The sequence below is a fragment of the Sphingopyxis sp. genome (assembly GCF_965279725.1).
Taxonomy (GTDB): domain Bacteria; phylum Pseudomonadota; class Alphaproteobacteria; order Sphingomonadales; family Sphingomonadaceae; genus Sphingopyxis.
The window spans coordinates 1-12310 of record NZ_CBDIIL010000001.1 but is presented as its reverse complement, the minus strand read 5'-3'; the positions used below and the strand labels follow the sequence as shown (position 1 = coordinate 12310).

General features: G+C 63.9%; 6 protein-coding genes and 2 pseudogenes. 4 read left to right on the top strand and 4 right to left on the bottom strand.

The annotated features are described in order from the left end of the window. Positions 1-64 precede the first annotated feature (64 nt). Entirely contained in the window at positions 65-3553 is a 3489-nt protein-coding gene (dnaE, locus tag ACQY6T_RS00040; RefSeq protein ID WP_428627000.1) for a DNA polymerase III subunit alpha, read from the top strand. 78 nt (positions 3554-3631) lie between these two features. Continuing rightward, the gene (locus tag ACQY6T_RS00035; protein WP_428628788.1) at positions 3632-5230 is read left to right on the top strand and encodes a long-chain fatty acid--CoA ligase; all 1599 of its coding nucleotides are present in this window, start codon (positions 3632-3634) and stop codon (positions 5228-5230) included. 81 nt (positions 5231-5311) lie between these two features. Here the strand turns inward: ACQY6T_RS00035 and ACQY6T_RS00030 are convergent, their stop codons facing one another. The 4 genes from ACQY6T_RS00030 to ACQY6T_RS00015 all read right to left on the bottom strand — a co-directional run bounded on the left by ACQY6T_RS00030 (position 5312) and on the right by ACQY6T_RS00015 (position 9641). After that, positions 5312-6400, bottom strand: a complete 1089-nt coding sequence (locus ACQY6T_RS00030) for a PA0069 family radical SAM protein (RefSeq protein ID WP_428626997.1) — start codon at positions 6398-6400, stop codon at positions 5312-5314. Positions 6401-6550: 150 nt separating this feature from the next. After that, positions 6551-7075: a molybdenum cofactor biosynthesis protein B gene (gene moaB / locus ACQY6T_RS00025; protein ID WP_428626995.1), complete on the bottom strand. Its 525-nt coding sequence runs from the start codon at positions 7073-7075 to the stop codon at positions 6551-6553. Positions 7076-7085: 10 nt separating this feature from the next. Continuing rightward, the gene (locus ACQY6T_RS00020; RefSeq protein WP_428626992.1) at positions 7086-8849 is read right to left on the bottom strand and encodes a transglycosylase SLT domain-containing protein; all 1764 of its coding nucleotides are present in this window, start codon (positions 8847-8849) and stop codon (positions 7086-7088) included. 3 nt (positions 8850-8852) lie between these two features. Then, positions 8853-9641, bottom strand: coding sequence for a uracil-DNA glycosylase family protein (locus tag ACQY6T_RS00015; protein ID WP_428626989.1), 789 nt, complete (start codon positions 9639-9641; stop codon positions 8853-8855). A 120-nt stretch (positions 9642-9761) separates the two neighbouring features. Between ACQY6T_RS00015 and ACQY6T_RS00010 the strand changes: the two are divergent. Together ACQY6T_RS00010 and ACQY6T_RS00005 are read left to right on the top strand one after the other, a co-directional pair. Further along, positions 9762-11418 (top strand): annotated as a pseudogene (locus tag ACQY6T_RS00010) (electron transfer flavoprotein-ubiquinone oxidoreductase). 40 nt (positions 11419-11458) lie between these two features. After that, positions 11459-12310: pseudogene (locus tag ACQY6T_RS00005) on the top strand (tetratricopeptide repeat protein); the annotation flags it as partial.

Genomic DNA, 12310 nt, shown 5'->3' with positions numbered 1-12310 from the left:
GCAATGACGTTTTTGTGAATCGAGGCCATGGTCGAATCATCTGCGCGGCGTTAGCGTCCCCGCCATGGCCTTCAGCCCCTTTTCCCCCCTGCGCGTCTTTTCCAGCTATACGATGCTCGAAGGGGCGATCGAGCCGAAAGCGATTGCGAAAGCCGCGCGCGACCGCGGTTTCCCCGCGATCGCGATCTGCGACCGCAATGGCCTTTATGGCGCGATGGCGTTCGGCGATGCGTGCAAGGCGGCGGGGGTGCAGCCGATCATCGGCGCGCTGCTCAGCGTCGCGCGGCCAGGGCAGCGGCTGGCGAACGGCGCGCCGCTGATCGATTGGCTGGCGCTTTATGCACAGGACGCCGCCGGTTACGGCAATTTATGCGCGCTGGTGTCCGCCGCGCATCTTGATCGCCCGATCGAATTGGACCCGCATGTCACCCTGGCTGATCTGGCGGGCAAGAGTGATGGCTTGATCTGTCTGACCGCCGGCGGCGAGGGTGCGCTGACGCGGCTGCTGGCGGGCGAGCAGGCAACGGCGGCGAGCGATTATATCGAACAGCTCGAAGCCCTGTTTGCAGGGCGGCTGTATATCGAATTGTCGCGGCGCGGCGACGCTGCCGAGATGGCGGCGGAAGCGGCGCTGATTGACATGGCTTATGCCCGCGCGCTGCCGCTCGTCGCAACGAATCCGGCGAGCTTTGTCGAACCGCAATTCCACCCCGCGCACGACGCGATGCTGTGTATCGCGCAGTCGGCCTATGTCGAAAGCACCGATCGGCGCGTCAGCAGCCCCGAGGCATGGCTGAAGCCCGCCGAGGCGATGGAGGATGCGTTTTCGGACCTGCCCGAGGCGATGCGCAACAGCCTGATCGTCGCGCAGCGTTGCGCGTTCATGGCGCCGAACCGCGCGCCGATCCTGCCGAGCCTGGCGGGAGACCGCGAGGCCGAGGCGGCGCAGCTGGCGCGTGACGCCCGTGACGGGCTCGATGTGCGGCTGGCGCTCTATGCCGACCTCACTGCCGAAGAGCGCCAGGCCTACATCGACCGGCTCGATTTCGAGGTCGGGGTGATCATCCAAATGGGTTTCCCCGGCTACTTCCTGATCGTGGCCGACTTCATTAAATGGGCGAAGGCGCAGGATATTCCGGTGGGTCCGGGGCGCGGTTCGGGTGCGGGTTCGGTGGTCGCGTGGGCGCTGACGATCACCGATCTCGATCCGCTCAAGCTGGGATTGCTGTTCGAACGATTCCTCAACCCCGAGCGCGTGTCGATGCCCGATTTCGACATCGACTTTTGCGAAACACGGCGCGGCGAAGTCATTCGCTATGTGCAGGAAAAATACGGCCGCGATACCGTCGCGCAGATCATCACCTTCGGGAAACTGAAGGCGCGCGCGGTGCTCAAGGATACCGGACGCGTGCTCCAGATGAGCTATGGCCAGGTCGACCGGCTCGCAAAGCTGGTGCCGAACCATCCGACCGATCCGTGGACGCTTGAGCGCGCATTGAACGGCGTGTCCGAGCTGATGACCGAATATAAGCAGGACGACGGGGTGCGCCGCCTGTTCGACATGGCGCGCCAGCTGGAAGGCCTGCCGCGCCACAGCTCGACCCACGCCGCGGGTGTGGTGATCGGCGACCGCCCGCTCGACCAGCTGGTGCCGCTTTATCGCGACCCGCGCTCGGACATGCCAGTGACGCAGTTCGACATGAAATATGTCGAGAGCGCCGGGCTGGTAAAGTTCGACTTTCTTGGGCTCAAGACGCTGTCGGTGCTGAAAGAGGCGCGGCGGTTGCTGGCGCTGCGCGGGATCGACGTCGATCTCGATACGCTCGCGTGGGAAGACCCGGCGGTCTATGAACTGCTGCAGCGCGGCGAGACTGTCGGGGTGTTCCAGCTGGAATCCGAAGGGATGCGGCGGACGCTGTCGGCGGTGAAACCGACAAATTTTGGCGATATCATCGCGCTCGTCGCGCTTTATCGACCCGGCCCGATGGACAATATTCCGCTGTTTGGCGCGCGCAAGAACGGGCGCGAGGCGATCGCCTATCCACACCCGTTGCTCGAGGGCATTCTCGCCGAAACCTATGGCATCTTTGTCTATCAGGAACAGGTGATGCAGGCGGCGCAGATCCTCGCCGGCTACAGCCTGGGCGGCGCCGACCTGCTGCGCCGCGCGATGGGCAAGAAGGTCCAGGCCGAAATGGACGCGCAGCGCGACACTTTCGTCAAGGGCTGCGGCGAGCATAACCAGATCGCCCCCAAGGCAGCGAACGAGCTGTTCGACTTGATCGATAAATTTGCGGGCTATGGCTTCAACAAGAGCCACGCTGCGGCCTATGCATTGCTGTCGTATCAGACGGCCTGGCTTAAGGCGCATTATCCACACGAGTTTTTCGCCGCGTCGATGTCGTTCGACAGCCACCAGACCGACAAATTGTCGATCTTCATCGATGATATGCGCCGGTCGGGCGTCGCGGTGGCACCGCCGTCGATCAACGAAAGTGAGGCCGATTTTTCGGTCGGGCAGAGCGGTGACGACCTGACGGTGCGCTTTGCTCTGGGCGCGCTGAAGGGGGTCGGTGAAAAGGCGATGGAGGCATTGGTCGCCGAACGGCAGGCGAAGGGCGACTTTGCCAGTCTCGACGATTTTGCGGCACGGATCGATCCCAAGCAGCTCAACCGGCGGCAGATCGAGGCGCTGGCGGGATCGGGCGCTTTCGACGGCGTCGAGCCCAACCGGCCTCGCGCTTATGCGGCCGCCGAAAGCCTGCTCGCCTGCGCCAATTCGTCTGCGCACGAGCGGTCGACCGGGCAGGGCGGATTGTTCGGCGGCGATATCGACGTCGCGCCGGTGCTGCAGTTGCCTACTGCCGAACCATGGACGCTCGCCGAGCGAATGACGCGCGAAAAGGAAGCGTTCGGTTTCTATTTTTCGTCGCACCCGGTCGAGCAATATGAAGCGATCGTCGCGGCGCGCGGCGCGCGAACCTATGGCGACATCTGCTCCCAAGTGGAAATGACGCCGGGAACGCGTATCCCGATGATCATGGCCGGCATGGTCGAAAACGCCAAGGCGCGGGTTTCGCAGCGCGGCAACCGCTTCCTCAACCTGACGCTGTCCGACCGCAGCGGGCAATTTCAGTCGAGCTGTTTCGACGAACAGACGTGCAAGTTGCTGGAGGCGTTGGCGGTCGATGGCGGCTGCGCCATCCTGTCGGTGGAACTCGATCTGCTGGAGGGTGAAGAGACGCCGCGCGTCACCGTGCGCGGCGCGCAACCGCTGGCCGAGATTGCCGCGACCGCGGCGCTGGCATTGACGTGCCGCGTCGCATTGCCGGGGGCGATCGATGAAATGGCGCGGCTGCTCGAAACGCGCGACGATGCGCGCGGCCGCGTAACGATCGTGACCGACGATCCCGACACCGGCGAGGAACTTCGCATCTGCCTTGGCCGTCGCTTCGTGCTCGGCCCCGATGTCGTTGCGCGTTTTGAAACGGTCGCGGGGGTCACCGATGCTGCCTTGTCGTTGCTCACACCTCGCGATTTTCGGGTTCGTTGACCCGCTTCACGCTTGCGTAAAGTGTCCGGCTCGCCTTATCCCTTGGGAAAAGATGAGAGGAATGCCCCAATGTCCGGAATGCAAAGCCAGCCCCTGCTGGTCACCAGCCTGATCGATCATGCCGCGCGTGAACATGCGGGACGCGAAATCGTCTCGCGCTGGGCTGACGGTAGCGTGACCCGATCGACGTGGGGCGAGGTCGGGCATGATGCGCGGCGTTTTGCCGCGGCGATGGCGGGGCTGGGCATGACCAAGGGCGACCGCATCGCGACGCTGGCGATGAACCACGGCCATCATCTGGTCAGCTGGTACGGCAGCGCTGGCATCGGAGGGGTGATGCATACGGTGAACCCGCGGCTGTTCGACGAGCAGCTGGTTTATATCATCAACCATGCCGAGGACCGGGTGCTGCTGTTCGATGCGATGTTCCTGCCGATCGTCGAGCGATTGCGGGGCCAATTGCCGACGGTCGAGCATTTTGTCCTGTTCGATGCCCCGGCGCAGGACGGCTATCTGTCGTACCGCGACCTGATCGATGCCGCGGACGGCAGTTTTCAATGGGTCGAACTCGATGAGCGCGACCCCGTCGGACTTTGCTATACCAGCGGCACCACGGGTAATCCCAAAGGCGTGTTGTACGAGCATCGCTCGAACGTGATCCACGCGATTACCGAGATCCAGCCCGACGTGTTCGACATGGCGAACCGCAGCGTGATCCTGCCGATCGTGCCGATGTTCCATGCGAATAGCTGGGGCATTCCGTTTGCGGCGGCGACGGTGGGCGCGAAGCTCGTGTTTTCCGCCACCAATGACGCGCAGGTTCTGTGCGACCTGATGCACGACGAGGGCGTGACGCACAGCGCCGGGGTGCCGACGGTGTGGATCGCGATGTTTGCGCATATGGACGCGGCGGGCATCGGATATGGCAAGCTTGGCCGCGTCATCATCGGCGGGTCTGCCTGCCCGCGCGCGATGATCGAACGGTTCATGAAGGCGGGGATCGATGTCGCTCATGCGTGGGGGATGACGGAAACAAGCCCCATCGGAACGATGGGCAAACGCCCGTGGAACTGGGACGAGATGAGCTTTGACGAACGTGTCGACGTCGTCGCGCGCCAGGGCTGCCCGCCCTTTGGCGTCGAACTCCGCATCGTCGACGATGAAGACAATGTCCTGCCGCACGACGGGGTGACGAGTGGGCGGCTGCAATGCCGCGGGCCGTGGATCATCCAGCGCTATTTCAAGGCCGATGCCGACGCGACCGATGCCGATGACTGGTTCGACACCGGCGACGTGTCGGTGATCCACCCAGACGGCGTCATGCAGATCACTGACCGCGCAAAGGATGTCATCAAGTCGGGCGGCGAATGGATCAGCTCGATCGAGCTGGAAAATGCCGCAGTCGGCGCGCCGGGCGTTCAGGAAGCGGCAGCGGTCGGAGTCTATCACCCCAAATGGGACGAGCGGCCGATCCTGCTGATCGTGAAGAAACCTGGCTCCGAGGTGAGCGAGGCGAGCATCGTCGAATATCTTAAGGACAAGATCGCTAAATGGTGGCTGCCCGACGAGATCGTGTTTGTCGATGAATTGCCGCACACCGCAACCGGCAAGATTTTGAAACGCCAGATCCGCGACGATTATAAGGATTATAAGCTGAAGTCGCTGGTGGGGGCTTGACGTCGCGACAGCGAAATCTGCGGTCGCTATCGTCAAACCGAAACGCGGACGATCCCAGCTTTCGCTGGGATGACGTCCTTGTCAAAACATCTCTATCTGGCCATCCCTCTCGGGCGGTCTGAATAAATCCGACCGGAGCGCCGGAAAACGTCGGTCCATGCCATGTTCGCGCGCGGCGCGTTTGACGCGGGTGCGGATCAGCTGCGCCCAGACGCCTTGGCCTTTCATCCGGGTAAAGAAACCGGGGTCATTGTCGCGGCCGCCGCGGACGTCCTGCACCATATGCATCACCTTGTCGGCGCGGTCGGGGTAATGCGCCGCCAACCACGCGCGGAACAGCGGCGCGACCTCATAAGGCAAACGCATCAGGATGTACGAGGCGCGGATCGCGCCCGCCTGCGCGGCGGCGGCCATGATCGCCTCAATCTCGTGATCGGTGATCGCGGGGATGATCGGCGAGATATTGACCTGCGTCGGTACCCCGGCGTCGATCAGCTTGCGGATCGCGGCGAGGCGGCGGCGCGGGTGCGGGGCGCGGGGTTCGAGGGTGCGCGCTAGTCCCGCGTCGAGCGTCGTTACCGATATCGCGACGCCCACCAGATTGTCGCGCGCCATGGCCGCCAGCAGATCGATGTCGCGGAGCAGCCGGTCGGACTTGGTGGTGATCAGCAGCGGGTGACGCGTCTCGGCGAGCACCTCGATCACCGATCGTGTGATGCCCCATTCGCGCTCGATCGGTTGGTAACCGTCGGTGTTGGTGCCGATCGCAAGCGGCGCGGCCGTATAGCCCCGCTTCGCCAATTCAAGTCGCAACAGTTTCGCGGCATCGGGTTTGGCGAACAAGCGGCTTTCGAAATCGAGACCGGGCGACAGGTCGTGAAAGGCGTGGGTCGGGCGCGCGTAGCAATAGATGCAGCCATGCTCGCAGCCGCGATAGGGATTGATCGAACGGTCGAAGCCAATGTCGGGGGACGTGTTGCGCGCGATGATCGTCTTGGGATGTTCGACTGTAACCGTGGTGCGCAGCGGCGGCGGGGTGCCGTCGATCAGTTCGGCGGTGTCGAGCCAGTCTCCGTCGAGCTCGCGGTCGAGCGATCCTGTGCGCGTCGGGCGCGGGTTGGCGGGGGCGCCGCGCCCGGAGATCGGGGGGAGGGGTTTGGTGGGTTCCACCGGGCGAGTTTATCTGTTCGATGAGAACAAATAAAGAACAAATAGTCGGCAATATTCTCCTCGTCACCCCGGACTTGATCCGGGGTCCATTGCACCGCAGCTGGATGGATGCCGGATCAAGTCCGGGGTGACGAAGTTTTCAGGGTTCGGCTATTCCAGCAACCGCGGCATCAGCTCGACAAAATTGCAGGGCCGGTGCCGGCTGTCGAACTGGGTCGACAAAATGCCCTCCCAGGCGTCGGTCACGGCGCCAGTCGAACCCGGCAGCGCGAAGATATAGGTGCCGCGCGCAACGACGGCGCAAGCACGCGACTGGATCGTCGAGGTGCCGATCATTTGGTAGCTGAGCCAGCGGAACAGTTCGCCGAAACCGGGGATGTCCTTGCCATCGAGGCGGTGCAGCGCCTCGGGGGTCACGTCACGGCCGGTAAGACCGGTGCCGCCGGTGGTGATGACGACGTCGACGTCGGGGTCATCGATCCAGTTGTGGAGGCGCGAGACAATCAGCGAGGTTTCGTCCTTGATGATCGCGCGCGCCGCCAGAATATGGCCCGCATCGGTCAGCAGCTCTTCCAGCTTGTCGCCCGACCGGTCCTCTGCCGCGCTACGGCTGTCCGAAATCGTCAATAGCGCGATCCGAACGGGCTTGAAAACCAGGCTCTCGTCAATCGGCATCAGCGTCTTCTCAATCGGCGTTGCTAAGGCCGCCAGCATAGGTCAGCCGCGTGCGATCCTTGCCATCGGGAAAGCGCGGCCATTTGCCTTGCGCCAGCGCGGCACGGCTGACCGACGGCTTGCCCTGCTGCGCTTCGTACATCCAATAATTGCGCAGTACGATGCCGACATAGCCGCGCGTTTCCCAATAAGGAATCGATTCCATATAGAGCAGCGGATCGCCGCCATCGCGAATTTCGGACTGCCAGCGCGCGATTGGGGCGGGACCGGCGTTATAGGCGGCGATCACCTTGGGCAGCTGGCCGCCGGTCGACGGATCCTTGCTCAGATATTGCAGATAGCTTTGCCCCATATCCATGTTGACGGCGGGGATACGAAGATCGCCGGTTCCGCTGTCGCCGCGCCAGCGCGCTATGTCGCGCGCGGTTCCGGGACGGACCTGCATCAGGCCGAAGGCGCCCGCCGGGCTGACGACGGCGCGCTGGAAGCGCGATTCCTGAAGCGTGTGGGCAAAGACCAGCGCCGGGTCGACTTTCCAACCGCCATTGGGTTCCCATTTCGGCTGGGGATAACGAGCTTGTGCGGCGGGTTTGCGGCCCTGCGGCGTGTTGTGCGCCAGATAGAGCTGCGTTTCGGGCAGGCTCAAGGCGCCCGCAATGGCAAGCAATTGATCGTGCTGGCGAACGTCGCCGATCAGCGCCTGGTGGCGCAGAACGGCGTCGGCATATTTATCCTCGCCAATCTCGGCTAGCGCCATCGCGGCGCGCACGTTGGGCAGTTCTTCGAGCGCGCGCCATGCGCTGCGGTCGGCGCGGACATTCTCTCGCTGGCTGGTCGTTTCGACGCCGAGTGTTTCGGCAGCGAGGAGGCCGTAGAAGGTTTCCTCGTTGGCTGCGGCGGCGCGCAGGCGCGGTTGTACCGACGCGGGCTGACCGGAGGCGATCGCGGCGCGCGCCGACCAGTAATAGGCCGCGGCGCGCTGCTCGCTGTCGGGGGCTTCCTTTGCGACGCGATCGAAAGCGACGAGCGCGGTCGGATAGTCACGCAGCCGCCAAGCGGCGAGGCCCTGCACCCAAGCACCCTGCGTCGCCCAGGCACCGCTGCCCGATGTACAGGCGAGGGCGAGGCGGAGCGCGCTCGCATCGTCATTTTCAATATAATAGGACCAGGCGACTTTTTGGCGCCATTCGTCTCGAGATTCGGGGGTCAGCCGATCGGCCGCCGCATTCAGCAGGGCCTCGGCACCCGCGGGATCATCATTCTTGATCCGATCGGGAATAGAACGAGCAAGCGCCGCGGCCGCCGGATCGCCGCTGACGGCATCGGCGCCAAGGCGGCGGGGCGCGCTGCCGGCCCAAGCGAGGCGCGCTTGAAAAGGCAGCGTCGGCAATTCGGTCGCACCGCGTTTCGTTGCCAGTCGGCCAAGCTGTTCGGCCTGCGGCAGGTAAGGCGACCGCGAGAGTATCGGCATGATGTCGGCGACTTCGGCGCGCGGGCTGTTCGGTGCGGTCAGCAGTTCGGCGCGCAGAAAATCGGTCAGTGGACCATTTCCGGCGCTGTCGAGCAGCGACTTGGCATCGGCCCAGCGCTGGCCGCGAATGGCAGTTAGCACCTGCGTGTAGAGCTGTTTCTGTTTCGACGACAAGGTATCTGGCACCGTTTGCGGCGCAGACACCAGATCGCGGCTGTTTGCATCGACCGCCAAAGCGGGCGACGCGCCGATCGCAGCGGCCAAAATGGCGCATGAGATAAAAGTCTTGGTCATCATCGTCATCTGTCAACGTCCCCGGTTGAGCAGTTTCAGGCTGTCCCAGGCCGCCGCTTTTTGCGCGGGCCGGGCCAGGAGCATCGCGGGATGCGCCACAGCCACCGTCTCCACCTTGCCGCCATCTTGGTTAATATCGAGTAACTTTCCGCGGGTTTCGGGCAATTCGCTTGCCGCGGCCATCCGGACGATGTCGCTGCCGATCAGCAACAGCTTTGCAGGCTGGGCGAGCCGCAGATGATGCCAGAGCAAGCGGTCGAGCTCGGCAGACTCGGCGCCGTCGCAGCGCCCGCCCGCGGGGCGGGTGATGGCGAGGCTGGCCATATAGCAGGCGTCGCGGGTCGTCCCGATCGCGAGCAGCATCGCATCGAGCAGCTGGCCCGGGGCGCCAGTGAACAACGCGCCGTCGCGCTGATCGTCGATTTCGGGCCAGGCGGTGAGCAGCATCAGCGGCGCTTCTGCCTGGCCGACGGGCAAAATGCGGCGCGCATCCCACTGACTGCCCGGCACATCGTCGCTTGTCGCGAGCCAGTGCTGAAATTCGTCCCAGGCGTCGGGAAAAACAACCGGTCCCTTGGTTTCGACCGGTTGCGGCGCCTCTTGGCGCTGCAATATGGCGGGGAGGGGCGCGGCTTCGGGGTCTGGGGCGATGGTCGGCTTGGGCCGCGGTGACGCAGCGTCATTTGCCGGTGGCAGGACGAGCCAGCCCGCCGGTTCCTCGCCAACGAGCGCGTCAACGCCCGCCAGCGACCACCAGTCGCTTATGCTTTCCGCCAGCAAGGCTGATTGTGACCCACCCATGTGATTTGTTAAAACAGCCTGTTGACGGACACGTCAATTGGCGGGCATCGCATTTCGTGACAGAATGAGCGCCGCTTACGATGAACGATCGGCGCCGGGACGGCAGAAAGGGTAAGCCAAGTGAGCGAACGGGAATCGATGCCCTATGACGTGGTTATCGTCGGTGCTGGGCCGGCGGGACTTTCAGCGGCGATCCGCCTCAAACAATTGGCGAATGAAGCGGGCCGCGAGCTGTCGGTCTGTATCCTGGAAAAAGGGTCCGAGGTCGGCGCGCATATCTTGTCGGGCGCGGTGATCGATCCGAAGTCGCTCGATGAACTGCTGCCCGAATGGCGGACCCAAGGCTGCCCGATGGCCGAGGTGCCGGTCAACGACAACCAGCATTGGGTGCTGACCAAGACCAAGAAGATTGGGGTGCCGCACATCATCACCCCCGGTTTCATGCACAACAAGGGCACCTATACCGGCAGCTTGGGCAATCTGTGCCGCTGGCTCTCCGAGCAGGCCGAGGGGCTGGGGGTCGAAATCTTCCCCGGCTTTCCGGCGGCCGAAATCCTCTACAATGACGATGGTTCGGTCAAAGGCGTCGCGACCGGCGACATGGGCGTCGCGCGCGACGGCAGCCATAAGGCCGATTATGCCCCGGGGCTGGAGCTGCACGCGAAATATACCTTCTTTGGCGAAGGCGTGCGCGGGCATCTGACCAAGATTTTGAAGCCGCAATTCGCGCTCGACGCCGATTGCGAGCCGCAAGTTTACGGGCTTGGCGTCAAGGAATTGTGGGACGTCAAACCCGAAAACCACGCCGAAGGTCGCGTCATCCACACGCAGGGCTGGCCGCTCGATGAAAACGCCAATGGCGGCGGTTTCCTCTATCATCAAGCGAATGGACAGGTCGCGCTGGGCTTCGTCACCTGGCTCAACTACCGAAATCCGCACATCTCCCCGTTCCAGGAGATGCAGAAGTGGAAGACGCATCCCGAGATCGCGAAAATCCTTAAGGGCGGAAAGCGCGTGTCCTATGGTGCGCGCGCGATCAGCGACGGCGGCTATCAGTCGGTGCCGAAGCTGGCGTTCCCGGGCGGCGCGTTGATCGGCGACAGCGCCGGTTTCCTGAACGTCCCGCGCATCAAGGGCACCCACACCGCGATGAAATCGGGGATGATGGCGGCCGAAGCGGCGTTCGCGGCGGTGACTGCTGGACGCGGCAGCGACACGCTCGATGCCTATCAGGCGGCGTATGACAACAGCTGGGTCAAGAAAGAGCTGAGCGTGGTGCGCAACGTGCTGCCGCTTGTCGAAAAATGGGGCGATCTGGGCGGGACGATCCTGTCGGGGATCACGATGTGGCTCGAAACGTTGAAGATCAAAGTCCCCTTCACGATGAAGCATCATCCGGACAATGAGAGCCTGTACCGGGCCGATATGATGCCCAAGCCCGACTATCCGAAGCCCGACGGGGTTTCTGACCTTTGACCGGCTATCCTCGGTGTTCGTATCGAACACCAACCATGAGGAAGATCAGCCGGTCCATTTGCAGCTGAAAGATCCGTCGATCCCGGTCGCGTACAACCTGCCGCTCTATGATGAGCCCGCGCAGCGCTATTGTCCGGCGGGGGTTTACGAGATTGTCGGTGAAGAAACGGGCGATCCCAAATTCGTGATCAACGCGCAGAATTGCGTCCATTGCAAGACGTGCGACATCAAGGATCCGACCCAGAATATCAACTGGGTCACCCCCGAAGGCGGCGGAGGCCCCAATTACCCGAATATGTAAGCTCGCGCAGGCGTTTCTGGCTGTCAGCGCGCTTGCGGCGGTGACCCCTGTGCAGGCCGCGGACGATGGCGGCGCGGCGTTGAACGCGTTGGTCCGGGCGCGGCTGGCCGAAGAAGGCGGCGAGCCTGCCGCGGCGCTGGCGGCGCTGACCGACGTGTCGAGCCTGGCGCCGGGCCTGCCCGGGGTGCGCGGGCGGATTTTGGAGCAGGCGATCCAGGCGGGCGATCTGGCCGCAGCGCGAACCGCCGCTTTGCAGTTGTGGGCCAGTGGCGATCGTCGGTTTGATGCCCAGTTGGTGTTGCTGGTCGATGCGATGCGGTGGTCCGATTGGAAAGCTGCGCGCGATTATGTGGCGGGGCGGAACGACAAGACCGGCGCCGATACGATCGCGCGGCTGATCCTGCCGACGATCAATGCGTGGATCGACGTTGGCGCGCGCGAAAAGCTGCCCGAACGGCATTTGTTGGCGGTGAACAACCGCGCCCGCCCCGAACCGGCGCTGACCTTGCAGGTTGCGCTCGTGCAACTGGCGACGCAGCGCAGCGCCGACGCGGCGGCGCTGACCGATGACATCATCCTGACCGATCGGACGAGCCAGCTCGTCGGCCTGCGTCTCGCCGCAACGCTCGACAAGGCGGGCGAGAGCGCCACGGCGCAGCGGCTGCGCGGGCGGATCGCGATCGCGTCGGGGCAGCGCGAGGATCCGATGCTGCTGCTTCCCGATCAGCCGGTTTCGACCCCGCGCGCTGGCGCCGCCCAGTGGCTCGGACTGCTCGCCGATGGCCTTGCGCGGACACCGAACGGCAATACGAAAGTGCCGCTGTTGTTTTCGCGCGCGGCCTTTTGGCTGAACGATCAGGACTGGGCGGTTCGCGCGACGCTGGTCGAGGCG

What these genes read in the sequence shown, in the direction of transcription:
- dnaE (WP_428627000.1), top strand. Translation starts at nt 65, where the DNA reads ATGGCCTTCAGCCCCTTTTCCCCCCTGCGCGTCTTTTCCAGCTATACG.
- ACQY6T_RS00035 (WP_428628788.1), top strand. Translation starts at nt 3,632, where the DNA reads ATGCAAAGCCAGCCCCTGCTGGTCACCAGCCTGATCGATCATGCCGCG.
- moaB (WP_428626995.1), bottom strand. Translation starts at nt 7,075, where the DNA reads ATGCCGATTGACGAGAGCCTGGTTTTCAAGCCCGTTCGGATCGCGCTA.
- ACQY6T_RS00020 (WP_428626992.1), bottom strand. Translation starts at nt 8,849, where the DNA reads ATGACGATGATGACCAAGACTTTTATCTCATGCGCCATTTTGGCCGCT.
- ACQY6T_RS00015 (WP_428626989.1), bottom strand. Translation starts at nt 9,641, where the DNA reads ATGGGTGGGTCACAATCAGCCTTGCTGGCGGAAAGCATAAGCGACTGG.